The sequence below is a fragment of the Streptomyces sp. NPDC002125 genome (assembly GCF_053593715.1).
This window is the reverse complement of record NZ_JBSFDD010000005.1, coordinates 139,083-164,743: the sequence shown is the minus strand read 5'-3', so window position 1 is coordinate 164,743 and position 25,661 is coordinate 139,083. Positions and strand designations below refer to the sequence as shown.

Below are 25,661 nucleotides of genomic sequence, written 5' to 3'. Positions count from 1 at the left end.
GACCCGCCATGACCCACCCGCCGATCTACCCGACCCGGGTCGCCAAGGCCGGGGAACCGATGCCCACCCTCGGCCCCGTGCCACCCCCGCCGCCCCCTCCGCCCCCGGTGTCCCCGCCCGTTGCCCCGCCCGGCGGAGAGTGGTGGCGCTCACCGGTGGCCCCGCCCGCCGTACCCCCAGCGCTCGACATCCACATCCACATCGACCCCTCAGCCTGGCTCCCCGTCACTGAGCCCGACCCGGGCCCGAGCTGGTGGGCGCGCTTCCGCCCCGTCTACAACGGAGCCTGCGCCCTCGTCGGCCTGCCACTTACCAGCGGATGGGCCGGAGTCCTCATCGACGTCCGGGACGAGGCATCCCTCGCCGGGGCCTGGGTCATGGCCACCATCCCGCTCGCCGTCGTCGCGGTCGCGGACAACCACTACCGGGTCACAGCCCGCGCCACCCCCGACCTGTGGGCGCCCCGGGCCCGTGCCGCAGCCGCCCGGGTTCTGCTCTGGGGGACCGTCCTTAGCGCGGCCACCGCGCTCCCCGTCGCCACCATCGTCTACGCCTTCACCGGAGTTCGATCATGACCACCATCACCCTGGCCGCCGGGCTCGGCGACATGACCAGCACCACCCTCACCTCCGCCGGACTCGCCGTCGGCATGGGCCTCCTGGCCGTCGAGCACTACACGTGGTGGCGCGGCAGCGGGGGAGGCGGAGCCGTTGCCGGGAAGAAGGGCGGTTCCGTCGAGGCCGGCGGGAAGGCCCGGGACCCGAAGGCGCTCGTTCCGTTCTGGTTCGGCGTCGCGTTCGGCACCCTCATGGTGGCCTGCCCCGCCGGACTCCTCGGCTACGGCGCCGGCATCCTGCGCTGGGGCGGCAACGGCGCCGGAGGCCTCGTCATGTCCTGGATGACCGGCCAGGACGCCACGACCATCGCGACCGCCGCTGCGCCCCGCATCGACGGCAACGGCGCCTTGGTCGTGACCGCTCTGGTCATCGTGTTGTACCTGCTCCGCAAGAAGTTCGCGAAGATCGCTAAGGGCCGGTTCTGGAAGGGCGTCCTCGTCGGTGTCCTGGTGGCTATCGGCACCGGTGTCTTCGCCGTGATCGGCAACATGGTGGTGCCCGGCGTCAACGACATCGGCGCCTGGGCCATGGGCGTCGTCGTCCACAGCGACTTCGGAGGCCTGGTGTGAGCGACCAGACAACCGCGCAGTGGCTCCGAACCGCCGTCGACCGCATCGCCGTGGGCTCCAGCAGGATCTGCCTCATCTGCGCCCGCCAACTCGCCCAGAAGCTTCGAGTGAAGGGCCAGGCCTGGTGGCAGGGCGCCACAGGGTGGCTGGGGGAGGCCGAGGGGCTCAACTGGGTGTTCCGCGCCGCCCTCCTACTGGGCATGGCGCTTGCCCTCCGCAAGGTCGGCGCCGGGGCCATCGTCTGTCTTGGCAGCGTCGTTCAGTCGCCCGCCGCCCGGCTGTTGCTGTGGCCGGCGTCGGCAGTCTGGATCATCACCGCCTACCGCATCGGCCACCCCGACTGGAGGCCGAAGACGACCACCCCGGCGGACGACAGCGCCGAACCGGAGCAGGCGCAGGCGCAGCAGGACGCGGAGGCGGAGCAGACCACGATCACCCCGGAGGCCCCGCCGCTCTCCCCTTTGGACGTCTGTGAGGCGGTCTGGCGGGTCGGCACACCGCACGCACACCTCGCCGTTCTCGCTGAGGAACTGGGCACCACCGCAGACCGCGTTCGCGAGGTCCTCGCCGCCAAGGGCATCCCCGTCGAGCCGGTGCGCATGAAGGGCCGCGGCTCCTCGACTGGCGTGAAGGCCGGCCACTTCCCCACCCCTGCTACCCCTTCTGTGGGTGTTGTTGCCGCAGGTCAGCCCACCAACAACGACAACAACAACGGAGTCACGGTGACCCGGGACAACAGCGGGGCACTGATCACCGTCACCCCGATCCGCAGGGACACCGCGGCCTGACGGTTGCCCGCGGTGCCCGTCACGCACGGGCGCCAAGGGGAGCCGGACAGCCCGGCCCGGACAGCACGGAGCGCCCCCTCCTACCGCCAAGCAGAGCGGGGGCGCCCCGGTCCATCTCCGCAGAGACAGGAGCCCATCGTGGCACTCCGCCGAACCATGCCCGCCCGCGACCCCGAGCGAGCCGAGCGCGAGCCGCAGCACTCCCGCGACTACTCCGCATCCCGTGGCGGCCACGTCCAGACCCCGCCCAAACCCGTTCCTGGGACGCCGAAGAACTGACCGCCCAACACCCGCCGATGCCCCGTTGCCTCCCCGCAGCGGGGCATCACTGCGAGAGGATGACCCAGTGGACGACAACACCATCGAAATCCGCTGCACCACCGTCATCGACCAGCGGCAGTACGAGTTCACGATCCCCGTACCGCGCGCACTGTGGGCCGACGCCGAGGAACAGTGGCGCACCGAGTTCCTCGACACCTGCCGCCTCCGCTGCGCCGCCCAGATCCAGCGCGAGACCGGTGTCGCACTGACCGACGAGCAGACCGCCGGAATCTCCGCAGCCCCGCCTGGCGTTGCCGACAGCCCGGTGGCGCTGGTGACGGTCACCCTGTTCGGCGGCCCGCTCGACGGCGAGAGCGTGGCCGTGGACCCGGACGACCCGGAGCCGGGCATCGGGATCATCGCGGCCGGCTGCTCCTACCCGGGCGGCCGGTGCTGGTACGAGCCGAACGCTGAGGGCCGGTGGACTTGGAAGCACGACATTCCGTGGGGGCTGATGTGAGCGACGACCTGGTGCAGTTCCTCCGCGACCGTCTCGACGAGGCCCTGGCCCGTGCTGCGGCTGGAGCAGAACCGGGCGCCAGCCCCCGCCCGTAGACTCATCGCATCATTCGCGCGAGCATGCGGTGATTGTTTCTCCCGGCCCCGTCGGTACTGCTCCCGGCGGGGCTGGCTGCTGCCACACTGTCCCCTCACCCGACAGTCCCAGGGGGGACCATGCGCACCAACCTCACCGTTGCCGCCATCGCGGCCGGCATACTCCTCACCCTCACCGCCTGCGGCGGGAGCACCACCGAGGACAAGCCCGCCACCCCGGCCACAACCGCGGCGGCCACTCCGACACTCGACGCGGCCGAGGTCACCCAGGAATGCATCGACGCCGTCGCGGCCACGGTCGGCGCCCGCCCCGATGATTTCGACCCGGAGAACGACAGCGACCCGAAGCCGGACGCGTGCAAGTCCCTGTCGGAGGACGAGTACATGGACGCCTACATGGACGGGCTGACCGAGGCCAACAAGCAGGGCCTCGCGGATCTCCAGGACCAGATCGACGAGGCCACCGAAGGCCAGTAGTCCCGCGCCCCACTGCCGCAATGGCCCACTCCACCAGGTGCCTGACCGCCCCCGGAGAGTGGGCCATTGGCCTACCCTGAGCAGGAAGGGAGGCCCCGATGGCACAGGACGACAGCCCAATGGAGCGGCTCCGCAACGGGAAGGGTCGCTTCGATCGGTCCATCCACACGGTGGAGCGCGACGCCGCGGCGGCCGGCCTCCGGGCCGAGGGCAAGACGTACCAGCAGATCGCCGACGCCCTCGGCTACTGCGACCGCGGCGAAGCCTGGCGCGGCGTGCAGAAGGCGAAGGAAGACGTTGCCCGCGTCCCGGTCGTGAAGCTGATCCAGACCGAGGCGGCGCAGCTCGACGAGCTGTACGTGGCCGCCCTCGACGTTCTGGAGCGGAATCACGTGATGGTGTCCCACGGTCGGATCGTGAAGGACGACGACGGCAACCCGCTCCTCGATGACGGGCCGAAGCTCGCGGCGATCCGCGAACTCCGTGGCGTGCGCGAGTCGTACCGGAAGCTTTTCGGTGTCGATGCCCCGTCCAGGGTGAGTGTCGACGCGCAGCAGATCGGCGCGGAGATCAGCGCACTATTCGACCGGATGGCTGGCGATGACGGCGCCAGCGCCTGACCTGGAGCACCTGCGCCACCAGATCGACCAGCTGGTGCGCGCCGGTGACACCCGGCAACTGAAGGTCGTGCGTGACCAGCTGAAGGCCGGCATCGACCGGCGCGCCCTCGCCCGGCGGACCCGCGAGTACGGCACGGCCCCGGTGCGGTGGGTGCAGGAGCGCCTCCGCCAGACGGTGTGGTCGAAGCAGCGGGAGATCCTGGCCGCTGTCCGGGACCAGCGGAAGGTGGCCGTACGGTCCGGGCACGGCGTCGGGAAGTCCTGGACCGCAGCCCTGGTCGCGTGCTGGTGGCTCGACACCCACCCGCCCGGTGAGGCGTTCGTCGTGTCCACCGCTCCGACGTTCTCCCAGGTGCGGGCGATCCTCTGGCGGTATATCCGCAAGCACCACCGCTCCGGCAACCTGGCCGGCCGGGTGAACCAGACCGAGTGGCTGATCGACGATGAGCTGGTCGGGTACGGGCGGAAGCCGGCGGACACCGACGAGGACGGGTTCCAGGGTATCCACGCGCGGTTCGTCCTGGTGATCCTCGACGAGGCGTGCGGTATCCCGGAGCAGCTGTGGGTGGCGGCCGACGCTCTTGCGACCGGGCCGGACTGCCGGATCCTCGCGATCGGTAACCCGGACAACCCGGCCTCCCACTTCCGGAAGGTGTGCACCCCGGGCAGCGGGTGGCACCAGATGAGCATCAGTGCGTTCGACTCCCCGAACCTGACGGGGGAGGACGTCCCCGCCGAGATGGCCGCGGCCCTGGTGTCGCGCGAGTGGGTGGAGGAGAAGGCCATCGAGTGGGGTGTCGACAACCCGATCTACCGGGCCAAGGTTCTCGGCGAGTTCAGCACGGACGCGGCGAACCAGGTGGTACGCCAGTCCGACGTCGCCAACTGCCGGGCCGCTACCGACCGCCGCCCGAAGGCCGAGGAGCTGGAGCCTGTCGAGCTCGGTGTCGACGTCGGCGGCGGCGGGGACGAGACGGTGATCCGGGAGCGGCGCGGGCGCCGGGCCGGCCGGGAGTGGTCCGCGCACACGGACCGGCCGGAGGTGATCGCCCCGCTGATCATCCGCGCCATCAAGGAGTCCGGCGCCACGGCCGTGAAGGTGGACAGCATCGGCATCGGGTTTGGCGTGATCGGCGAGCTCCGCAACGCAGCCACCCGCGGCGAGCACACGGCGCACATCGTCGCCGTGAACGTCGGCGAACGTGCTTCCGAGCCCGACAAGTTCCTCAACTTGCGCGCCGAGATCTGGTGGTCCCTCGGCCGCGGGCTCTCCGAATCCCACGGATGGGACCTCGCGATGATGGACAACGCCGACACCACCGTGGCGCAGCTCCTCGAACCCCGGTGGGACACCGACCCCAAGGGGCGGATCCGGGTGGAGCCGAAGGACGAGATCCGTAAACGACTCGGCAGGTCACCCGACAACGCCGACGCCCTGCTGCTCGCGTACTACTCCGCGGGCCGCCCCCGAGTGAGGTGGCTGTGATGCCGAAGAAGTTCCTGTCCGCGGTGGTCAACACCGGCCCCATGCTGAAGAAGTTGCGGCCGACCGCAATGAACACCGCAGGATTTACGCTAATCTCGGCAGGGAGCTGGAGTATTTACGGTATGGGTGTTGGTCTGATTACCGGCGGTGTCCTCACCGTGGTCCTCCAGTGGTGGGTCGACAGCGACTGACGGGCGCGGCAAGGAGGGGGCCATGGGCAAGACACTCATCGGCTCCCTCGCCGCCGCCACCCGCCGCGCCACCGTCGACAGCCCCGTCCCCTTCGTTGGCCGAGCCGCCGAACGCGCCCTCCCCTTCATGCGCCCCGCCGGCATGGAACAGCAGCTGCGCGCCATGGGCTCGGTCGGCACCCTGTTCTCCATCGTCAACAGGACCAGCAACGCGACCGCGCAGGTCGACTGGAAGCTGTGGCGGAAGGCCAAGTCCGGGCGCAAGGAGGACCGTGTCGAGGTCACCTCGCACGCGGCCCTCGACCTGTGGAACAAGCCGAACCCGTTCATGCCTCGGCAGGAGTTCGTCGAGACGTTCCAGCAGCACGTCGACCTGGTCGGCGAGGGCTGGTGGGTCATCGCCCGGCACCCGGGGTCCACGATCCCGCTGGAGGCTTGGCCGGTCCGCCCGGACCGCATGACGCCGGTCCCGTCACAGACGTCGTTCCTCGCCGGGTACATCTACACCAGCCCCGACGGGGAGCAGATCCCCCTCGGGCTCACCGAGGTCATCCAGCTCCGCATGCCGAACCCGCTGGACCCGTACCGCGGGATGGGCCCGGTGCAGGCCGTGCTCGCCGACCTCGACGCCACCCGCTACTCGGCTGAGTGGAACCGCAACTTCTTCCTGAACAGCGCTGAACCCGGCGGGATCATCGAGGTTCCGACCGCTCTGTCTGACCCGGACTTCGACCAGCTGCGCGAGCGGTGGAACGAGCAGCACCGCGGCGTCGCGAACGCCCACAGGGTCGCGATCCTGGAGCACGGCAAGTGGATCGACCGGAAGCTGACCCAGCGGGACATGCAGTTCGTTGAGCTGCGCGACGTGTCCCGGGCGGTGCTCCGCGAGGCGTACGGCATCAGCGCGTTCGCGCTCGGCGAGGTCACTGACGTCAACCGGGCCACCGCCGAGGCGGCGAAAGCCTGGTTCGCGGACCAGTTGACCGTCCCGCGCCTGGAGCGCATCAAGGCCGCCCTCAACCACGACTTGCTCCCCATGTTCGGCGCGACCGCCACGGGGCTGGAGTTCGACTACGAGAACCCGGTGCCCGTCGATCCGGAGACCGAGGCGGCTCAGCTCACCGCACGCTCGGCGGCGGCTGCCACGCTGCGCGACGCGGGGTGGGAGCCGGACGACGTGCTGTCCGTCGTGGGCCTGCCGGCCATGCGCTCGGCTGCGGCCCCCGCCGTTGACCCGTTCCGGGCGTCGGCGGACCGGCTGCTCGCGGCGGCCGGTGTCCCCAGGGTGGACGCGGCGATGCGGTGGGTGGTGGTCGCCGAGGACGACGACAACACCTGTGCCCCCTGCCGGGAGAACAACGGTCACCTGTACCGGAACCGCGAGCAGGCCTACAAGGACTACCCCGGCGGCGCGGGCTACGTGCACTGCGTCGGCGCGGAGTACGGCAACGACTGCCGGTGCAAGGTCGTCAAGCGGCGCGCTGGAGGCAGCGAATGAGCAAGCACGGAACCCATTCCAGGGCGCTACACATCAGCGGCACCGGCCTGCCAGGCGGCACGACGGTCCAGCTCGACGGTGAAGACATCGCCGCCGCGCTCACCGGCCTCACCCTGCGGATGGGCACCAAGGACCGCCCAACCGCAGTGCTCGACGTCGTGCTCCACGACCTGTCCACGGACGTCGCCGAGCCTCGCATCGTCGTGCCCACGAAGTCCCGGGCCCTGCTGGTGCAGCTCGGTTGGACCCCGCCGGTCGACGGCGAGCAGCAAGGAGACGGATCCTGATGCCCCTGATCGAGGCCGTCACCCGGCCGCCCCACCTGACCGCCCGCGTCCAGGCCCACGCCCCGCGCTCCTGGTACGAGATCCGTAACGCCGTCGACGCGGACGAGGCCGAGCTCCTCATCTACGACGAGATCGGCGGCTGGTGGGGCAACACCCCCGGCGAGATCGTCGACGAGCTCCGGGCGGTCACCGCCCCGAACCTCCGCGTCCGCATCAACAGCCCGGGCGGGTCCGTGTACGACGGGATCGCCATCGCCAACGCGATCCGCCTGCACCCCGCGACCGTGACTGTCCAGGTCGACGGGATCGCCGCATCCGCCGCGTCCGTCATCGCGATGGCCGGGGACCGCATCGTCATGACCCCGCAGTCACAGCTGATGATCCACGATGCGTCGAGCCTGTGCATCGGCAACGCCTCCGACATGGCGGAGATGGCGGCGCTCCTCGACATCCAGTCCGACAACATCGCCGACGCCTACGCTGCGAGGGCAGGCGGGACCCGCGAGGAGTGGCGGGAGCGGATGCGCGCGGAGTCCTGGTACCTCGCCGCCGAAGCGGTGGCTGCGGGCCTCGCGGATGAAGTGCTGCCGTTCCGCAAGGAGGCCGAGGAGCCGGAGCCCGCGCTCACGAACTCGTGGGATCTGTCGGTGTTCCGGTACGCCGGACGGGAGGAGGCACCAGCGCCTGCGACTGGCGGGGTCCTGAACTCCGAGGCGCTCGTCATCGTTGGGGAAGGCCCCGTGTGCGCGGCCCCGCCTGTCCGTCCCGTTCCCTCACCTCCGCCCGCGCGTGTGGAGATGAAGAGCGAGCACGGCCCCGAGCTGACGTTCACCGCCGGATCGGTCCTCACCGCGGAGATGGTCGCCCTGCTCCACGCCGCGACCGCGCCCGTCCCCGTCGAGTCGGAGACCCCGGCCGTCGAGGACCACAGCGAGCCGGAGCCCACCGTGGACCCGGCCGCCGAGACCACCCCTGACTCCGCAGTGGCTCTCGCCGCAGCGGCTGACGAACCCGAGTGGGCCGCAACAGTGGCCCACCTGATGACTCCGCCGCCCAGCGCGGACGACGAGTTCACCCGCCTGAAGGAGGCACTGCTGTGACCACCACGATGACGATCCCGCGCACCAGCAACGAGCTCGCCGAGATGCTCGCCGACCCGGGCAAGCTCCAGGAGGTGATGGCCTCGAAGGAGTCACTGACCGAGTTCATCACCGCGTACGGGCAGGCGCAGCAGGGCGACGGCACCGAGCTGAACAGGCTCGTCGCGGAGGAGACTCAGCGCGTCTTCGCGCAGATGCTGAAGGACAACGACATGGATCGGAACGCGATCAAGCGCCCCGTCCTCAACCCGCAGGCCAAGGGCCGCGGCAACATGCTGACCTCCCACCAGCAGGCCACCGCGTACAACCCGGCCGCTCCCGGCGCGCAGATCGACAAGCACTTCGAGAGCAACCTGGAGTACGTCTCCAGCATCTGGCACAAGAACACGACTGCTGAGGCCGCTGAGAAGGTCGCCCTCCTGCGCAACGCGGCGTCCAGCGTCAGCCCGTCCGACGGCGGGTTCCTCGTCCCCGAGGTCCTGCGCGCGCAGCTGATGCAGATCGCTCTGGAGAAGAGCGTCGTCCGCCCGCTGGCGACCGTCGTGCCGATGGACTCGGCGCGCGTGCCGATGCCGATCATCGACTCGACGACGAACCAGGGCTCGGTGTTCGGCGGGATGATCGCGTACTGGGGTGAGGAAGGGGCGATGCTCCAGGACTCGAACCCCAAGTTCGGGAAGGTCGAGCTCGACGCGAAGAAGCTGACCGGGCTCTCCGCCGTCCCGAACGAGCTGCTCCAGGACAGCATCGTGTCCTTCGCGTCCCTCATCGAGACGCTGTGGCCGCAGGCCCTGGCGTTCTCCGAGGACACCGCGTTCATCAGCGGCAACGGCGTCGGCAAGCCGCTCGGGTTCCTCGGCCCGAAGAACAAGTCGGCGGTCGCCGTGGCCCGCGGCACCGCCTCGAAGATCTCGTACGTCGACATCGTGAACATGTACGCCCGGATGCTGCCGTCGTCGCTGGGCAACGCGGTGTGGGTCTGCTCCCCGGACGCCCTGCCGCAGCTGCTCCAGATGTCCCTCACCGTCGGCACCGGTGGCAACAGCGTGTTCGTCGTCAACGCCTCGGCTGCGATGCCGATGAGCATCTTCGGCCGCCCGCTCATCATCAGCGAGAAGGCCGGACAGCTCGGCGCCCGCGGCGACCTCGCGTTCGTCGACCTGGCGTACTACCTCATCGGCGACCGCCAGACGATGAGCGCCGACTCCAGCACGGACTACCAGTTCGGCTCGGACAAGTCGACGTTCCGGATCATCCAGCGCGTCGACGGCCGCCCGTGGCTCCAGTCCGCGATCACCCCGGCCAACGGCTCCACGAACAAGCTGTCGCCGTTCGTCGAGCTCGCAGCCTGACCCCACCCCCACCCGGCCGGCGGCGGCAGTCACGCCCCGCCGCCGGCCACCACCCGGGTCGGCAGTGTCGCCCCGACAGGCACCCCACGACAGGAGAAAGCTCATGGCTCAGAAGGCTCTCGGCCGGCACTTCAACGCGACCGCCGCCGCCGACAACGTGTGGATCAACCTCTCGGACGCGGACGGGGTGGCGTTCATCTGCTTCCTCACTGGCGCGGTGGGCGACACCTACACCCTCACGCAGGCCACGGACTCGGCAGGCACCGGGGCGAAGGCGCTGACGTGCATCACCGAGTACCACACGAACACCGGCAACGGGACGGACGCGTGGACCCGCCGCACCCAGGCCGCTGCGTCCACGGTCGTCGCTGCTGCGGCGGCCACGCAGAACGCGGTGGTCATCGAGGTGGAGGGCACCAGCTTGGACGACGGTTTCCAGTTCGTGCGCCTGGCGTCCACGGGCGCAGGTGCGGTGACCGCCCTGACCCGCGACCTGAACGTCCAGCGGGCCCCGGAGAACCTGCCCGCAATGGCGGTCTAACCGTGGCTGGGCTGGTGTGCCTGGGGTGCACGGCCGTGTATTCGGTCGGTGCGCCCCGGTGCCCGCAGTGCGGCAGCACAAGGCAGCGAGAGGAAGGCGAAGAGGACATGGCGAAGGTGACAGTGCACGGCGGCCCGAGCAATGCAGACGAGCCACAGCCGGAAGGCGGTGAGGACGTATCAGCTGGGAGCAGCTCCGAGACATCGTCCGAGAAGGAACCCAGCTCGCCCAAGAAGAGCGCGGCCGGCCGCCAGAAGCCTGCCCCCAGGACGGCGAACCGCTCCGCGAAGGACCGGACGGACAGCTCTTCTGCCCCTGGGACGGATGGCGACCAGACGGCAGCGTCGTCGGACAGCAGCGACGGTAGCGGCGGCAGCGAATGACGTCCCGCCCTACGCGGCTCCAGCTTGGCCAGGCCGCCTACCGGGCGTACGGCGAAGCGACCGGGGGCCTGAACGTCCGCGGCGAGGCACTGCCCGACTGGGACGACCTTGGCGGCGTCGTCCAGCACGCGTGGCTGTGCGCCGCCCTGGAGGTGGAGCAGCTGCTCCGCACCTCGCCGACCACCCCGACCCCGCCCGACAGCGACACCGACTGAAGGAGGTGACAGAGGATGACCACGCTTCCGACCTACGCCACCCGCGAGGACGTCAAGGCAGCGCTCGACGTCAAGCAGTCCGCGCGTGCCGACCGCCAGATCGACCGCGCCCTGCACACCGCGTCGCGCGGCGTGGACGCCCTCTGCCGCCGTACCTTCTACCCGGAGCTGGCCACCCGCTCATGGGACTGGCCCAGCGCGCAGCGGGCCCGCCCGTGGCGCCTGTGGCTCGACGCTGCTGAGCTCATCAGTGTTGACGAGGTCACGACCGGCGGCCAGGTCGTGTCGGCAGAGGCCGTGTTCCTGGAGCCCAACGCGTACGGCCCGCCGTACAACCAGGTGCAGCTGGACATGGCCAGTGCGACGCCGGGGTGGATCGGCGGGGACACCCACCAGCGGTCCATCAGCATCCTTGGCCTGTACGGGTACCGCGACGACGAGACCACGGCCGGCGCGACCACCGGCAGCCTCGGCGACACGGCCACCACCATCGGTGTGGACGCCGCGACGTCGGCCGCCGCCGGTGTCGGCACCCTGCTGCGCCTGGACACGGAGCGCGTCATTGTGGCTGGCCGCCGCCAGGCCGACACCGGGCAGTCCCTCACCGCCAACATCGACGCACAGGCCAAGACAGTTCTCATCCCCGTGTCGGACGGGGGCGCGTTCGCGGTCGAGGAAACGATCCTCATCGACGGCGAACGCTGCCTCATTGTCGACATTGCCGGGGACAACCTGATCGTCCGCCGCGCGTGGGACGGGTCCACCCTGGCCGCGCACACCACCGGGAGCAGCATCTACGCCCCGCGCACCCTGGTCCTCTCCCGCGGTGTCCTTGGCACCACGGCCGCCGTGCACAGCAGCGGGGCCACCGTCCACCGCTTCGACCCGCCCGCCCTCGTTCACCAGCTCGCCCTGGCCGAGGCCATCAACGTCCTGCTCCAGGAGAACGCGGGCTGGTTCCGTACGGCGACTGGCGGCAGCACCTCCCGCGAGGCAACCCTCGTCGCGCTCACCGCGCTCCGCACCCAGGTCTACGACGCGCTCGGCCGCAAGGCCCGACTCCGGGGGGTGTGACGATGCCCGACTTCCAGATCCGCGTGACCATGAACCGCACCGGGCCTATCCGCGACGGTCGGTTCCAGCGCGCCGCCGGCCAGTACTCCAACGACCTCCAGTACGCCGTCGCCCTCCACGGCGAGGACCTCGTGCAGCAGCGCCTCCGCCAGGTCCTCAAGCACCCCACCGGCTACTACCAGTCCAGGATCACCGTGGAGCGCGGGCGCGGCGGCTACGTCGTCACCGACAGCGGCGTCATCTACGGGCCGTGGCTGGAGGGCACCGGCTCTCGCAACCACCCGGTTACCCGGTTCCGCGGGTACTCGACGTTCCGCCGGGTGAAGCCGCTCGTCGACCGTGACGCCAACCGGATCGGCCGCGAGCTCCTGAACCGGTACCAGTCGAGGGGGCTCCTGCGATGAGCCTGCCGATCACCGACATCACCGACCGTGTCGTGTCCCACGCCATGGGAACCGGCCTCTTCGAGACGGTCAACGAGTCCGAACCGAAGAACGCCCCCGGCACCGGGCTCACGTGCGCGGTGTGGGCCGAGCGCATCGGGTTCGTCCGCTCCTCTGGCCTGGCTTCTGGGTCCGCGCGCCTGGTGTTCACCGTGCGGATCTACTCCAGCATCAACGCCGGGCCGAGCGAGGCGATCGACCCTGAGCTGCTCAGCGCGGTGGACCAGCTGTTCGCCGCGTACAGCGGGGACTTCACCCTCGGCAACCTGGTGCGGCACGTCGACCTCCTCGGCGCGTACGGCGTCCCGCTTGAGGCTGTCGCCGGATACCTCCTCGTCGAGGGCGGCGAGTACCGGGTGATGACGATCGTCCTCCCTCTCATCGTGAATGACCTCTGGACGGAAGGAGAGGACGCATGACCAAGCAGTCCGGTCTCGGCGACTACCTGTACATCGGCGGGTACGACGCCTCCGGCGACATCGGCGCCGTTAACCGGGTCGGGGGCGGCCCGGCCGTCCTCGACGTCACCGCGATCAACAAGCTGGCCATGGAGCGGATCGGCGGGTTGCGGGACGGCGGCATCGACTACACCGCGTTCTTCAACCCGGCACTCGGCGGCACGCACACCAAGCTCGCGGCGCTCCCCACCACCGACGTCCTCATGACGTACGTACGCGGCGCCACCCTCGGCGGCCCGGTCGCGAACTGCGTCGCGAAGCAGCTCAACCACGACGGCACGAGGGCGGACGACGGGGCGTTCACCTTCGCGGGCAGCACCCAGTCGGCCGCCGGGTACGGCCTGGAGTGGTGCGAGGGGCTGACGGCCGGCCGCCGTACGGACACCACCGCGACGCTCGGCGGGAGCGTGGACCTTCTCACCGGACCGGTCAGCTTCGGCCTCCAGGCGTACCTCCACGTCTTCGCGCTCACCGGCACCAGCGTCACCGTGACCATCGAGCACTCCGCCGACGGGGTCTCCTGGTCTGCGCTCCCTGGCGCAGCGTTCACTGCTGCGGCCGTAGCACCGGCTACCCAGCGGATCCAGACCGGCCGCGCCCAGACCGTGCAGCGCTACCTCCGCGCCTCCACCACCGGCACGTTCACCAACGCGGTGATCGCCGTGTCCGCCGCCCGCAACACCGTAGGGACCACGTTCTGATGCGACCCATGAACCGCGCCGACAGGGGGCTCCTGGCCCCCGGCGCCTACCAGACGTACAGCATCGCTCAGCCCGCCGACACCCTCGTCCGGGCGGCGTGCGAACAGGCCGGATGCGTGGCGTACGAGCGCGGGTGGCAGTCGACGATCGACGAGTCCACCCCGCTCGGCGCCCAGCAGGCCGCGTACATCCGGACTCAGTCCGGGCGGACGTTCCGGGAGCAGCGCACCGGCGCCGGGCTCACGGTGTTCGTCTTCGAGGCCCGGCAGCGGTGCTTTACCGACCACAAGACCCGGCCCCAGCTCTTCGCAGTGCGCGATGGGGACTGGCGGGGCAACCCCACCGGCCGGACCCGCCAGCACCAGCGCGCGGCGGACTGGGTGGAGGACTTCGGCGAGCACCAGCTCCGCCTGACCGACCAGCAGCAGAAGGGATAGGGCCATGGCCAAGGAGAGCGGAATCGGGTGGACGACGTGCAGCGTCGATGACGCCACGGGCACCCCGCAGGACATTCGCAACGACGTCACGAACCTCCAGTTCGCGACGCCCCGGGCGGTGCAGGACGTCACCGGGATCGACAAGGCGGCGATGGAGCGCCTGCTCCTGCTCGCGGACTTCAGCATCACCATGAACGGCGTCTTCAACGATGCGGCGAACAAGTCGCACGCGGTGTTCAAGACCGTGCCGTCCACGTCGGTGGCCCGGACGGTGTCACTCGCCGTGTCCGGCCAGACCCTCACCAACGAGTGCCTGTTCACGGACTACCCGTTGACCCGCTCGGATAGTGGCGAGCTCACGTGGGCTGTGCCCGGTGTCCTCTCCGACGGCAACGTCCCGACCTGGAGCTGACGACATGGGATACAGGCACAAGGCGAAGCGCATCAACGTCAAGTTCGAGGCGCCGCACGACTTCGCTGGGTTCGAGGCCGTCCTGCGAGGCAAGTCCCTCGGTGGGTTCCTCGACCTCCAGGGCATCGGCGAGGTCGACAAGTCCAGCCTCAGCGAGCAGCTCCGGGAGATGAGTCAGTCCCTCATCTCCTGGAACCTCGAGGACGAGGAGACCGGCGCCCCGGTGCCCGTCACCCCCGAGGCGGTCCTGGCGCAGGACCAGGACCTGATGATCGCCCTCGCCGCCGCGTGGATGGACGGACTCCTGGGGGCCATCCGTGGCCCTTTGGAGACGAGCTCGACCGATGGGCAGCCGTCCCCGGAGGTGTCGATTCCGATGGAACCGCTGTCCGAAAGCCTCGCGAGCTGATCTACGCCGAGACCGTCCTCGGTCTCTGCGAGCGGTTCCACTGCCTGCCCAGTGCCCTTCTTGCCGAGGACGCCTCGCTGTACGGGCTGCTCCTCATCGAGCAGCGCGGCAACCCCAAGACGACCGACCCGGAAGGTGGTGACGCATGGCCGATGACGTGAGCATCGTCGTACGCGTCCGCGACGCCACACAGTCCGGTCTCGCCTCGGTGAACCGCTCTCTCCAGCGCCTGGAGAACGGCACGAAGGACATGGACCGCTCCTTCGGGTCCCTCGTCGGTACGGCCATCTCCCTGGCCCCCGCACTCATTCCCATCGCCGCGTCCGCTGCGCCGCTCGTCGCGGGGATGGGCGCGGCCACGATCGCGGTTGGGGCTTTCGGGGCGGCGATCATCCCGCAGATTCAGGCGCTGATGGAGGCGTCGGAGGCGGAGAAGAAGTACACCGACGCTGTCCAGAAGCACGGCAAGTCCTCGGCGGAGGCAGCGAAGGCCGAGGCCGTCTACCTGGACGCGATCGCGGACATGCCGCCCGCCACCAGGGAGGCGGCGGCTGGTCTATCGGTCCTGAAGGAGGAGTACGAGGACTGGTCCAACTCGTTGTCCGACGAAACGATGCCGGTCGCCACCAAGAGCTTCGCGCTGTTCGGGGCCCTGTTCCCGAAGCTGACCCCGCTGGTACGCGGCAGCTCGACGGAGCTGGACCGGTTCCTCACGATCGTCGCCGGGGGCGTCGAGTCCGACTCCTTCGACGACTTCATGAACAGCTTCGGGGACTTCGCTGAGACCTCCCTCGCGAAGGCCAACAGCGGCCTGGTGCACTTCACGCGCACCCTCGACACCGGCGACGTGGGTGGCGACGTCGCCGAGTTCATGCAGTTCGCCCGCGAGAACGGGCCCCTGGTCGGCGACGTCCTCATGAACCTCGGCGAGGCACTCACGAACCTGCTCGTCGCGTCGGCCGACACCGGCGTCGGCTTGCTCACCCTGATCAATGTGTTCGCCGGGCTCGTCGCATCCGTACCGCCAGAGATTCTGACCCGTCTTCTCCAGCTGGCCCTTGCGTTCAAGGCCGTGAAGATGGCGGCGGCCGGGATGGCGGCAGCGGGTGCTGCGATGGCGGTCGTTCGTGCGCAGATCACGGCGGCGGGCGTGGCAGCGGTGGGCGCCGGTACCCGGATGGGAATGCTCACACTCGCGTTCGGCGCCCTGTCGCGCGGCGCGAAGCTCGCGGTCGCCGGTACGGGCATTGGGCTGCTGGTGGTGATGCTGGCCGAGCTCTCCGACATCGGGAAGACGACACCACCGAACGTGGACAAGCTCAACTCCTCTCTGGCGCAGTTCGCCCGCTCCGGCAAGGTCAGCGGCGAGGCGGCCCGCGTGTTCGGGACGGATCTGGGGTCCCTGGTCGACAGCCTCAACGCCGTGCCCAGGTCCGGGGAGAAGGTCGACGACTTCTTCAAGCGATTCAACGCCAACCCGAAGTCGCTGAAGGAATCGCGGATCGAGTTCGACGCGCTCGACAAGAGCCTCGCCAACCTCGCCTCCGGCGGAAAGGGCGACCTCGCCGCCGCCGCGCTCGACCGCATCAAGGCCGCGATGACCGAGGCCGGGTACTCCACCGAGGGGCTCGAAGGCCGCCTCACCGAGTACAAGGGCGCGCTCGCCGACGCCGCGTTCGAACAGCAGCTGGTCGCCGACAGCATGGGCCTGTTCGGCGAGCAGGCGCAGGCCGTACAGACCAAGCTCGACGGACAGCGGGCCAGCGCAGACGGACTCACCCAATCCATCAACGCCCTGTCGAACGCCTACCTCCAGGCGCGCGGTGGGATCCGCGGGATGGAGGCCGCGATCGACGCGGCGTCCGAGGCGTTGGCGAAGAACGGCAGAACGCTGGACGACAACACCGAGGCAGGCCGCGCGAACAACGAGGCCCTCGACAACATCGCCTCGACCACGATGAAGGCGGCGGAGGCGGCGCGTGCGAATGGTGCGTCGTGGGAGGAGGTCAACGCGATCTATGACCGTGGTCGCAGTGAACTCCTGCGGGTCGGTGGCCAGATGGAGGACACGAAGGGCAAGGCCCGGGCGCTGGCCGATCAGATCCTCCGTACTCCGGACAAGACGGCCCGCCTCAAGGGCAACATGGAAGACCTCCAGCAGAAATTGAACTCGGCGAAGAACCAGCTGAAGAAGGTCCCGGACTCCCGCAAGGCGAAGCTGCGCGCAGACATCTACCAGCTGGAGCAGGCCATCGCCACGGCCCGCCGCAAGCTCGACGCGATCAACGGCAAGACGTCCCACACCTACGTCATCACACACCTGGAGGCCCGCCAGGAGGGGTCGCACGGCACGCAGCTCGGCTACGCCCACGGCGGTGTCGTCGGCGCGGCCGGTGGCGGCCCCCGCTCCCGGCTCACCCTCGTCGGCGAGCACGGCCCGGAGCTGATCGACATCGCCCCCGGGTCGCGGGTCCGGTCGAACCCCGACACGAAGCGCATGCTGGCCGGCGGCCACGCGGGCGGCGGCGGTCAGCCGATGATCGTGCAGCTCCAGCTCGACGGCAGGCAGATCGCCCAGGTCCTCATCGACCCGCTGCGCGGCGAGATCCAGGCGAAGGGCGGCAACGTACAGGCCGCTCTCGGACAGCCGGGGAGGTGACATTCCAGTGCATGAGCCTCGCGTGGAAATGCTGATCAACGGGGTGTGGACGGACGTCACCGACGACGTGTTCGCCGAGGGCGGTGTCGTGCATACGCGCGGCCGGTCCGGGGAGGGCGCAAAGGTCGACGCGGCCACTGTGACGATGCGGTTGAAGAGCCCGAACGGCAAGTACGACACGCGGCATCCGATGTCCCCGTACTACGGCCAGCTCGGCCGGAACACGCCGATCCGGGCATCCCTCGGCGGCGCCGACACTGTGCTCGACGTGCCCGACGCACCTGGGATTGCCCGCGCGACCACCCCCGATGTTGCGGCGCTGGACATCACCGGGGACATCGACGTGCGCGCCGACATGACGCCTGCGGCGTGGGCCGGAGGATTCACCAACGGCGAGTGGGAGGTGATGGGGAAGTACACCACCACCGGTGGCCAGAGGAGTTGGCGACTCCTCGTAACGGAGCAGGGCCGTATCGAGTTCACCTCGTCGCCGGACGGGACGAATCTGCTTGGTGCGTTCAGCACCAGCCCGGTGCCCTTCGCTCCAGGGCAGCGGGGAGCGATCCGTGCGGCCCTGGACGTGAACAACGGGTCGGGCGGGCGCACCACCACCTTCTACACCGCCCCGACCATCGCCGGACCGTGGACTCAGCTCGGCAGCCCAGTGACCAACTCGGGTACCACCACCGTCTTCGCGAGCAGCGCCCCGGTCGAGGTGGGCGACCTGTCCCTTCTGGGCTTCGACACCCAGCAGGTGTTCTTCCATTCCGTCGAGATCCGTAACGGGATCGGCGGCACCGTCGTCGCGAACCCCGATTTCAGCGCGCAGACCGTCGGGGCCTCCAGCTTCTCGGACGGCTCAGGCCGGGTGTGGACGGTGAGCGGCGGCGCATCCATCACCGACCGACGGAACCGGTTCGTGGTGGAGGTCCCCTCATGGTCGCCGCAGTGGACGGTGTCAGGCGAGGACATGACCGTCCCCGTGCAGGGCGGCGGGATCAGGCGCCGCCTGACCCAGGGGCAAAAGGCGCTGGAGAGCACGCTACGTCGCCGCGTCCCCTCGTACAGTCCGCTCGCGTACTGGCCGTGCGAGGACGCTGACGGGGCTGGCCAGGCGTATTCGCCCATTGAGGGTGTTGCCCCGCTCACGGTCGCGGGCTGGGACTTCGGGCAGGACAACAGCCTGGCCGGATCGGCGGCACTCCCCTCTGTGGAGGCTGCTGGCCGCATGTTCGGCGTGGTGCCCGCTCCCTCACCGGCCTCGTCGGAGTGGTCGGTGCACATGGTGTATTCGGTCGACGCTGCGCCCGCCACCGACGCCGTGTTCCTGTCGTGGACGTCCACGGGTACATATCGCCGGTGGCGCATCGTGCAGGCGTCCGGCGTGGCCAGGGTCCAGGGCTTCGACGCGTCCGGTGATCTGGTGCTGAACTCGGCCATCGATATCGGGGACGACGTTTTCGAGGGGTGGCAGCGAATTGCGTTCTGGGTCCGGGAGTCGGCCGGTACCGTCACATGGCGCATCGACTGGCGGAACATCGGCGGGCCGGCGGGCGGAGCTGGCAGCACGTACACGGGCTCGGCCGGCCGCGTCACGCAGATCGATACCCAGTTCGGGACGTCGGTGTCGGGCCTACACGTCGGCCATATCGCGGTGTTCCCGGTAGCCGAGACCAGCGCGTACACCCTGGCCGACCACGGATTCACTGGTGAGACGGCCGGGGAGCGGGCCGTACGCCTCACCGCCGAAGAGGGCGTGCCGTTCGTCCTGCTCGGCGACCCGGACATGCAGACCCGGATGGGCCCGCAGCGCCCTGGCACCCTCATGGACCTCCTTGAGGAGTGCGAGGCGTCTGACGGCGGGATCCTCTACGAGGACCGTACGCAGCTGGGGTTGGTGTACCGGAGCCGTGCATCCCTGTACAACCAGGAGCCTGCTCTGGTGCTGCCGTGGGCGAAGGTCAACCAGCCGTTTGAGCCGGTCGAGGATGACCAGCGGATCCGGAACGACGTCACCAGGAGCCGCGCCGACGGGTCTGCGGCGCGCGTGGTCGCGGAGTCCGGCCCGTTGTCGATCCAGGCCCCGCCCCTCGGAGTGGGGACCTACGACGACTCGATCACCCTATCTCTGGAAACCGACGGCCAGGCACAGGAGATCGCCGAGTGGGCCCTGCACGTAGGCACGTGGGATGAGGCCCGCTACAAGCAGCTCCGGATTCTGCTGCACAAGCACCCCACCCTGATTCCTGCAGTGACGGGGCTGGACGTGGGCAGCGTCATCCGGATCACGGATGTGCCGGCCTACCTGCCACCTGGCCCTATCGATTTGATGGTCGAGGGGTATCGGGAGGACGTCACCGGGCTGACCTGGGAGATGACGTTCGCCTGCTCCCCAGCCGCGCTGTGGACAGTGGGCGTGGTGGAGGACCGAGTGCTCGGCCGCGCCGACACCGACGGGTCCGAGCTGGCGTCGTCGGTTACCTCGTCGGCCACGTCTCTGTCGGTCGCCGTGACGGACGGACCGCTGTGGATCACCACCGCCACACGGCCGCTGGAGTTCCCGCTCTCCGTGACGTGCGGGGGCGAGGAGCTCACCGTCACCGCGATCAGCGGGGTCACCTCGCCGCAGACATTCACCGTCAGTCGGGCAGCCAACGGCATCGCCAAGAGCCACGCGGCCGGTACGCCTCTATCCCTCACCCACCCGATGCGCGCCGCGCTGTAGGAGGACCCATGCCCATTCCTGCGGGCGGCATCATCACCGCCGGCCAGCTGTCGCGAATGCAGCCGGCCACCTTCCTGGCCGCCGCCGATACCAACTTGGTGCGCAACAACACCACTGCGGCAGCGGATATCCCGGGGGCCACGGTCACCGTCACCACGACCACCGCGAACGCCGTTTACACCGTGACCGCGGCGTTCGACGTGCAGATCGGAGCCGCCGGCGCGGGCAACATCATCGGCTACCTGTACGTCGATGGGGTCGCCGACGCAGGAGTGGCCGCGAAGCGCATGGACGCCGTCACCCGCGACACGATCGCCCAGGTGTGGCGCGGCACCCTGCCCGCCGCCGGTAGCCACACGTTCAAGTTGCAGGGCCAGACGTCAGTGGCCACGGCGAGCGCCGGGAACATCTTCACCGCCGGGTCGACGAAATTGTCGATCACAATCGCGGAAGTGGTCTGACATGCGCCTGCTTCCCTCGGGCCGATCGGCGCGAGACCTTGCCACACCCACGTCGGGAGACTCATGAATCGAACCGGCTACCCGCTCGTCACGGACCTACCGGAGGCGATGCTGCCCTGGCGCGACCGGCCCACCCGGTGGGAGAACGTCTCGCCGTCGACCGGCCCGTACCGGCTGAACGCCGAGGGCGAGTACCTCTACTACCCGGACGGCGGCAGCGTCGGCTACGACCACCCCGTCGGGCAAATCCAGTTCGGGCTGGGCTGCATCGCCAGCTACCGCACCGAGACCGACCCCGCCCGCCGGGACTTGTTCCTGGCCCGGGCGCGAGCGCAGGCGGAACGGCTCATCGACCGGCACACGGAGGCACGCGGCGGCTGGTGGTTCGGCTACGGGTTCCCTTTCACGCACGCCGTGCACAGCGGCGTCAGCTACCAGGCGCCCTGGTACAGCGGCATGGCGCAGGGCGAGGCCCTCTCCCTCTTCGTGCAGCTCTCCGAGCTCGATGCCCTCACCTCCGTGGAGCGGGCCGGATACCTCGCCGCGGCCGGCGGTGCGTTCGCGTCGCTGCAGCTCGTCGACGACGGGGAGCCGTGGGTGACCAACATCGACGCGTCCGGCTACCTGTGGATCCAGGAGTACCCGGGGGCGACGCCGGGGACCGGGGACTACACGTACAACGGCGCGATCTTCGCCATGCTCGGGCTGTACGACTACGCGCGGGCGACCGGTAACCAAGCCGCAGCGGACCTGTACGACGCGTGCGCCACGGCGATCGCCCGCTACTTCCCGCTGCTGCGGAACGAGCGGTGGCACTCGTTCTACTGCCAGACGCACCGCATCCCCGCACCGACCTACCACCAGCACCACATCAATCTGTTCCGCCAACTGCACTGGCAGACCGGGTCCCCGGACTTTGCCGAGCACGTCGACCGGCTCGTCGACGACTATCCCGCCCCCGGGGTGTCCGGCACCGTGCGTTTCGAGGCCGGCGCGCACACCCTGTACCGGTTCGACACCGCCGCGTCCGGCGCCTGGGCATCAGGTAAAGACGATGCCCAGCTGGAGCAACGCACCGTCGCCTTCGCCAAGGCCACGCAGGCACCCGCGTCGATGCGCCGCCGCATCCAGGGCCGCGGCATCTACTACCTGATCAGCGCCGGGGCGTACACCGGCTGGTGGGTCGGCGAGTCCTGGTCGCGCGCCTACCTTCGCGGCATCCACCTGGCGACGCCGTACCGGCCGGACCGCACCATCACGTTCCCCGGGGAGAGCGTGGCGGTGGAGGCGTACCAGATCGCTGTGGACGGGACGGTGATCAGCGCCAGAACGGTCGCCTACGCCACACCGACGCCCGCTCTCGCCGACCGGCGGGCCATCGTCAACGGTCGGCCCTGCTTCCAGATCGTCGAGGGCGAGCTTGCCGGGTACTGGGTGCCCGCATCTTCGGTGACCGCGGACACGGAACCCGCCGTGGGCGAGCCCCTTCCCCTCAACTTCCCCGCTCCGTCCAGGTCCGGGGCACCGTCACGTCTGGAGATCTGATGGCCACACCAATGACCCCCGACCAGTGGCTGAAGGCCCTGCGTGCGGAGGGCGTCAAAGTCGAGGAATACCCCGGCTGGCGAACCCGCGGCCGCGATGCTGCGACGGGCAAGACCTTCGGCCCTGTCCGGATGTTCCTCAACCACCACACTGCGGGCCGGAACGCGCGCGACGTCGTCGCGAAGAACGGGGTGTCCGGTCTGCCGGGGCCGCTCGCGCACGTCTACCTCGCGCGGTCCGGCGTCGCCACGATGTGCAGCGCCGGCCGAGCGAACCACGCTGGGCTCATGGCGTCCAACGCCTACGCCTCGTTCCGCGACGAGGCGGCCAGTCACCCGACCCCGTCGAAGGCCTCGGGCACGGTCGACGGGAACGACGTCTCGTACGGCATCGAGACGGAGAACCGCGGCGACGAGGAGGACGTATACCCGCGGATCCAGTACGACGCGTGGGTGCGGATCAATGCTGCTGTCTGCCGCTTCCACGGCTGGGGCCATGACTCGGTGGGCTGTCACAAGGAAACGTCGATCGAGGGGAAGGTCGACCCTCGCGGGCCGGTCGAAGGCTACGGCTCGCGTGGCCGCTTCGCCTTCACCCCGTACCAGTTTCGGCTCGACGTGCAGGAGCGCCTCGCCCACCCCGCGTCCTGGAACCCCAACGACGAAACCGAACCCGAGAAGGAAGAGGACATGACCCCTGCGCAGGAGAGGCTGCTCGCCAAGGTTGCGGCAGACGTTGCCGCCCTGAAGGCGGGCGCGGCTGTCGCCCCATGGACGTACCGCAACCCGGCACAGGACAAGGAGTCCCGCGCGGCCGGCCACCGGATCCCGGACATGCACGGCCGGATCGAGAACCTCCAGACCAGCATCGACGCGCTCACCAAGGCCGTCGCCGAACTCAAGAAGGGTGCCTGACCATGCGCATCTTCGGTAGAGAACCCGCCCTCTGGCTCAACAGCCTCGCCGCCGTACTCGGCCTGGTCGTCACCTTCAACGTCGGGCTGTCCGCCGAGCAGGCCGGATGGCTCGTCGCCGGAACGTCCGCGATCCTCGGCGCGATTGCCGCCGCCCTGACCCGGCCGATCGCCGTGCAGGCGTTCACGGCCGCCGTCGCCACGATCGCGTCCGGCGTGACCGCGTTCGGGTTCGAGGTGGCCCCGACCACCACGGCCGCCGTGAACGGCTGCGTCCTCGCGGTGCTCATGTTCATCACCCGCGGGCAGGTCACGCCGATCCCGCCCGCAGCCCCGGCGCCGGCCCAGCCGACCAGCGCCTGACCAGAGCGGAGTAGCACGTGCCCGACGAGCCGACTCTCGGCGAGGTGATGCGTCGCCTCGAAGACGTCCGTACGGACTTGAAGGACGACCTCCGGGAGATGGGGGCTCGACTCGACAGCAAGGTCAGCCTGGAGCGATACCAGCTGGAGCAGGCGGCCCGCGACGAGGCGTTGCGGCTGGCAGTCGAGCGGATCAAGGGCATCGAGGAACAGCGCGAGCAGGAGGCCCGGTCCCGCCGGGACGAGGAGCAACGCCTCGCGGACCGGCGCGCAGCAGACAGGCGGCTCATCTTCACCGCCCTGGTCGCGCCGGTTCTCCTGCTGATCCTGACCGTGTACCTGAGCGCCCAGGGGGCGGCAGCGTGAGACGCCACAAGAGCGCCGGAGCCGAGCGGCGGCGCAGCGACCTGATGTTCGGCCTCGCTGCTGCGGTCGCCCTGGCTGCCTTCGCGTTCCTGATCGTGACGGTGCAGGGCCTGTCCGAGGAGCTCCGCACGGCGAACACGGCGCGCGACGCGCTGGCGCAGCAGGTGGAGCGCCTCGGCGGCAAACCGATCGCCGGGCCTCCGGGCAGCCGCGGGCAGCCGGGGGCGTCGGTGGTGGGACCGCGGGGTCCGCAGGGTGCTACCGGGCCAACGGGCCCTGCTGGTCCGACGGGCGCCACGGGTCCGTCCGGCGCTCCGGGGGAGGTGGGCGCGGACGGTGTGGGGGAGGTCGGCCCGTCGGGCGCTCCAGGTGCGGACGGGCAGACGGTGGTGGGTCCGGCCGGGCCGCAGGGTGAGCCGGGCCCGGCTGGTCCTGCGGGTGAGGACGGGGCCGATGGTGCTGACGGCCGGGATGGGCAGACCTGCCCCGAGGGGTACTCGTTGCAGCCGCCGCCGGGTGATCCGGATGGGCTGATGTGCCGCCGTGATGGGGTGCCCGCGCAGCCGGACCCGGAGCCGTCGGGGCCGCTGGCCCTGGATCCGTTCCGCCGGCAGTACCCCTGATGGACCGCGAAGCCCCCTCCTGCCTGGCGCGGGAGGGGGCTTCGCGATGTCTGGTGCTGCGGTCAGGAGCGCACGCCGACCTGGCCCATGGCGCTGTTGGCGTTCTCGCACGGCCATGGCTCATCGCACTCAGGTCCCTGACACTTCGGGTCAGGGCCCGCGGTAGGAGCGTGTTCCGTGAGCACCCGGTGGTTGTACTCGAAGAACGTGCTGTGACCGCCAGTGGATTGTTCGCGGTTCAGCTCACCGATCGATGCTTCGAGCGCTCGCTGGTAGCGGTTCTGCTGAGCAGTCTTGGTCACGCGCCATCCCCTTTGCTCTTTGCCGGACGGCCGCCCTTCCTCGCCCGGCGTGCGGCGAGCTCCTCCTCGGCGGCGGCGAGCTCGGCACGCTCGTGGTCATTGCCGTGCTCTCGCACGTAGGCGCGGGCGTGGTCGACGAGGTCTGCGCTGCGGTCCGTGCCCTGCCGCTGAGCTGCGGTTCCGTAGGCATCCCAGAGCCGTCTGGGGATGCGGAACTTGGTCGTGAAGGTGTGGTCCTTGTCGTCTGCTGACATGCCATCCATGTTCCCACACAGATTCACCCTCGCAACCCCTTGTGTACCCACACGGTTTCGGCTTACTGTGTGGGTACACAGAAGCGAGCGAGGGGCGGACACCATGAAGCACACCACCACCGAGACCCAGGCCCAGACCCTCACTCGCCTCCTCGCCGCCGCCGACCGCCAGCACCCCGTCACCATCACCTACACCAAGGCCGACGGCACCCAGACGATCCGCACCATCGAGATCTACGACGTCCGCACCACGAAGGCCGGGGACATCACCCTCCGCGCCATGGACCGCGAGACCGGCGAGTCCCGCACCTTCCGCCTCGACCGCATCCAGGCCTACACCGTCCACCGCACCGCCTACACCGTGGCCCGCCCCGTCAAGGACGTCGAGCCCACCGCCCCCGTCGCCACCTCTGCCGCCACCGTCATCGGCCGCGAGCTCGCCCGCGACGGAGCCGCCTACTACGCCGACCGCTACACCGTCCTCGCCGCCGCCTGACCCACGAACGGGAGACACGCC

33 protein-coding genes are annotated in these 25,661 nt (G+C 69.8%); 31 read left to right on the top strand and 2 right to left on the bottom strand.

Going from position 1 to position 25,661, the window contains the following annotated elements; all coding sequences use genetic code 11:
• Positions 1-8: 8 nt before the first annotated feature.
• The 30 genes from ACWCQM_RS11080 (at position 9) to ACWCQM_RS10935 (ending at position 24,588) form a co-directional block, all read left to right on the top strand.
• Positions 9-575 carry a hypothetical protein gene (locus ACWCQM_RS11080; RefSeq protein WP_450914997.1) on the top strand — a complete coding sequence of 189 codons (567 nt, stop codon included), beginning with the start codon at positions 9-11 and terminating at the stop codon, positions 573-575.
• Complete coding sequence (locus tag ACWCQM_RS11075; protein WP_450914996.1) at positions 572-1,186, top strand: hypothetical protein; 615 nt, start codon at positions 572-574, stop codon at positions 1,184-1,186. The genes ACWCQM_RS11080 and ACWCQM_RS11075 overlap by 4 nt, the downstream gene beginning before the upstream one ends.
• Positions 1,183-1,974 (top strand): hypothetical protein, encoded by a 792-nt coding sequence (locus ACWCQM_RS11070; protein WP_450914995.1) that lies wholly within the window; start codon positions 1,183-1,185, stop codon positions 1,972-1,974. Before ACWCQM_RS11075 ends, ACWCQM_RS11070 begins: the two co-directional genes overlap by 4 nt.
• A 138-nt stretch (positions 1,975-2,112) precedes the next feature.
• The gene (locus tag ACWCQM_RS11065) at positions 2,113-2,253 is read left to right on the top strand and encodes a hypothetical protein (RefSeq protein WP_450914994.1); all 141 of its coding nucleotides are present in this window, start codon (positions 2,113-2,115) and stop codon (positions 2,251-2,253) included.
• Positions 2,254-2,320: 67 nt separating this feature from the next.
• Entirely contained in the window at positions 2,321-2,755 is a 435-nt protein-coding gene (locus ACWCQM_RS11060; RefSeq protein WP_450914993.1) for a hypothetical protein, read from the top strand.
• Between the two features lie 215 nt (positions 2,756-2,970).
• Positions 2,971-3,327 (top strand): hypothetical protein, encoded by a 357-nt coding sequence (locus tag ACWCQM_RS11055; RefSeq protein ID WP_450914992.1) that lies wholly within the window; start codon positions 2,971-2,973, stop codon positions 3,325-3,327.
• Between the two features lie 98 nt (positions 3,328-3,425).
• Positions 3,426-3,947, top strand: coding sequence for a hypothetical protein (locus ACWCQM_RS11050; protein WP_450914991.1), 522 nt, complete (start codon positions 3,426-3,428; stop codon positions 3,945-3,947).
• Complete coding sequence (locus ACWCQM_RS11045; RefSeq protein ID WP_450914990.1) at positions 3,928-5,433, top strand: hypothetical protein; 1,506 nt, start codon at positions 3,928-3,930, stop codon at positions 5,431-5,433. Before ACWCQM_RS11050 ends, ACWCQM_RS11045 begins: the two co-directional genes overlap by 20 nt.
• Positions 5,433-5,624, top strand: a complete 192-nt coding sequence (locus ACWCQM_RS11040) for a hypothetical protein (RefSeq protein ID WP_450914989.1) — start codon at positions 5,433-5,435, stop codon at positions 5,622-5,624. The genes ACWCQM_RS11045 and ACWCQM_RS11040 overlap by 1 nt, the downstream gene beginning before the upstream one ends.
• A 22-nt stretch (positions 5,625-5,646) precedes the next feature.
• Complete coding sequence (locus tag ACWCQM_RS11035) at positions 5,647-7,122, top strand: phage portal protein (RefSeq protein WP_450914988.1); 1,476 nt, start codon at positions 5,647-5,649, stop codon at positions 7,120-7,122.
• Positions 7,119-7,409, top strand: coding sequence for a hypothetical protein (locus ACWCQM_RS11030; protein ID WP_450914987.1), 291 nt, complete (start codon positions 7,119-7,121; stop codon positions 7,407-7,409). The genes ACWCQM_RS11035 and ACWCQM_RS11030 overlap by 4 nt, the downstream gene beginning before the upstream one ends.
• Entirely contained in the window at positions 7,409-8,509 is a 1,101-nt protein-coding gene (locus ACWCQM_RS11025; protein ID WP_450914986.1) for a head maturation protease, ClpP-related, read from the top strand. Before ACWCQM_RS11030 ends, ACWCQM_RS11025 begins: the two co-directional genes overlap by 1 nt.
• Complete coding sequence (locus tag ACWCQM_RS11020) at positions 8,506-9,861, top strand: phage major capsid protein (RefSeq protein ID WP_450914985.1); 1,356 nt, start codon at positions 8,506-8,508, stop codon at positions 9,859-9,861. The genes ACWCQM_RS11025 and ACWCQM_RS11020 overlap by 4 nt, the downstream gene beginning before the upstream one ends.
• Positions 9,862-9,964: 103 nt before the next feature.
• Positions 9,965-10,402, top strand: coding sequence for a hypothetical protein (locus ACWCQM_RS11015; RefSeq protein ID WP_450914984.1), 438 nt, complete (start codon positions 9,965-9,967; stop codon positions 10,400-10,402).
• Between the two features lie 379 nt (positions 10,403-10,781).
• Complete coding sequence (locus tag ACWCQM_RS11010) at positions 10,782-11,000, top strand: hypothetical protein (RefSeq protein ID WP_450914983.1); 219 nt, start codon at positions 10,782-10,784, stop codon at positions 10,998-11,000.
• A 15-nt stretch (positions 11,001-11,015) separates the two neighbouring features.
• Positions 11,016-12,074: a hypothetical protein gene (locus tag ACWCQM_RS11005; protein WP_450914982.1), complete on the top strand. Its 1,059-nt coding sequence runs from the start codon at positions 11,016-11,018 to the stop codon at positions 12,072-12,074.
• A 2-nt stretch (positions 12,075-12,076) separates the two neighbouring features.
• Complete coding sequence (locus ACWCQM_RS11000; RefSeq protein ID WP_450914981.1) at positions 12,077-12,478, top strand: hypothetical protein; 402 nt, start codon at positions 12,077-12,079, stop codon at positions 12,476-12,478.
• Positions 12,475-12,936 (top strand): hypothetical protein, encoded by a 462-nt coding sequence (locus ACWCQM_RS10995; protein ID WP_450914980.1) that lies wholly within the window; start codon positions 12,475-12,477, stop codon positions 12,934-12,936. Before ACWCQM_RS11000 ends, ACWCQM_RS10995 begins: the two co-directional genes overlap by 4 nt.
• A complete protein-coding gene (locus ACWCQM_RS10990; RefSeq protein ID WP_450914979.1) occupies positions 12,933-13,676 on the top strand; it encodes a hypothetical protein in 744 nt (247 codons plus the stop codon). Before ACWCQM_RS10995 ends, ACWCQM_RS10990 begins: the two co-directional genes overlap by 4 nt.
• An 8-nt stretch (positions 13,677-13,684) precedes the next feature.
• Positions 13,685-14,113, top strand: coding sequence for a hypothetical protein (locus ACWCQM_RS10985; RefSeq protein ID WP_450914978.1), 429 nt, complete (start codon positions 13,685-13,687; stop codon positions 14,111-14,113).
• Between the two features lie 4 nt (positions 14,114-14,117).
• On the top strand, positions 14,118-14,525 hold the full coding sequence (locus ACWCQM_RS10980) for a hypothetical protein (protein ID WP_450914977.1): 408 nt from the start codon (positions 14,118-14,120) through the stop codon (positions 14,523-14,525).
• A 4-nt stretch (positions 14,526-14,529) separates the two neighbouring features.
• Positions 14,530-14,934, top strand: coding sequence for a hypothetical protein (locus ACWCQM_RS10975; protein ID WP_450914976.1), 405 nt, complete (start codon positions 14,530-14,532; stop codon positions 14,932-14,934).
• 145 nt (positions 14,935-15,079) lie between these two features.
• Entirely contained in the window at positions 15,080-17,593 is a 2,514-nt protein-coding gene (locus tag ACWCQM_RS10970; protein ID WP_450914975.1) for a hypothetical protein, read from the top strand.
• A gap of 22 nt (positions 17,594-17,615) precedes the next feature.
• Complete coding sequence (locus ACWCQM_RS10965; protein ID WP_450914974.1) at positions 17,616-20,318, top strand: hypothetical protein; 2,703 nt, start codon at positions 17,616-17,618, stop codon at positions 20,316-20,318.
• Between the two features lie 8 nt (positions 20,319-20,326).
• Positions 20,327-20,779, top strand: a complete 453-nt coding sequence (locus ACWCQM_RS10960; RefSeq protein ID WP_450914973.1) for a hypothetical protein — start codon at positions 20,327-20,329, stop codon at positions 20,777-20,779.
• A gap of 63 nt (positions 20,780-20,842) precedes the next feature.
• Positions 20,843-22,324, top strand: a complete 1,482-nt coding sequence (locus ACWCQM_RS10955; RefSeq protein ID WP_450914972.1) for a D-glucuronyl C5-epimerase family protein — start codon at positions 20,843-20,845, stop codon at positions 22,322-22,324.
• Positions 22,324-23,238 (top strand): peptidoglycan recognition protein family protein, encoded by a 915-nt coding sequence (locus ACWCQM_RS10950; protein ID WP_450914971.1) that lies wholly within the window; start codon positions 22,324-22,326, stop codon positions 23,236-23,238. Before ACWCQM_RS10955 ends, ACWCQM_RS10950 begins: the two co-directional genes overlap by 1 nt.
• A 2-nt stretch (positions 23,239-23,240) precedes the next feature.
• Positions 23,241-23,600, top strand: a complete 360-nt coding sequence (locus ACWCQM_RS10945; RefSeq protein WP_386253537.1) for a hypothetical protein — start codon at positions 23,241-23,243, stop codon at positions 23,598-23,600.
• A 17-nt stretch (positions 23,601-23,617) separates the two neighbouring features.
• The gene (locus tag ACWCQM_RS10940; protein ID WP_386253535.1) at positions 23,618-23,965 is read left to right on the top strand and encodes a hypothetical protein; all 348 of its coding nucleotides are present in this window, start codon (positions 23,618-23,620) and stop codon (positions 23,963-23,965) included.
• On the top strand, positions 23,962-24,588 hold the full coding sequence (locus ACWCQM_RS10935; RefSeq protein ID WP_450914970.1) for a collagen-like protein: 627 nt from the start codon (positions 23,962-23,964) through the stop codon (positions 24,586-24,588). Before ACWCQM_RS10940 ends, ACWCQM_RS10935 begins: the two co-directional genes overlap by 4 nt.
• 62 nt (positions 24,589-24,650) lie before the next feature.
• Here ACWCQM_RS10935 and ACWCQM_RS10930 read toward each other — a convergent pair whose 3' ends face one another.
• Both ACWCQM_RS10930 and ACWCQM_RS10925 read right to left on the bottom strand, forming a co-directional pair.
• A complete protein-coding gene (locus tag ACWCQM_RS10930) occupies positions 24,651-24,890 on the bottom strand; it encodes a hypothetical protein (RefSeq protein ID WP_450914969.1) in 240 nt (79 codons plus the stop codon).
• Entirely contained in the window at positions 24,887-25,144 is a 258-nt protein-coding gene (locus ACWCQM_RS10925) for a hypothetical protein (protein WP_450914968.1), read from the bottom strand. The genes ACWCQM_RS10930 and ACWCQM_RS10925 overlap by 4 nt, the downstream gene beginning before the upstream one ends.
• Positions 25,145-25,247: 103 nt before the next feature.
• Here ACWCQM_RS10925 and ACWCQM_RS10920 point away from each other — a divergent pair, with 103 nt between their 5' ends.
• Complete coding sequence (locus ACWCQM_RS10920; RefSeq protein WP_450914967.1) at positions 25,248-25,640, top strand: WYL domain-containing protein; 393 nt, start codon at positions 25,248-25,250, stop codon at positions 25,638-25,640.
• The last annotated feature ends 21 nt before the right edge of the window (positions 25,641-25,661 follow it).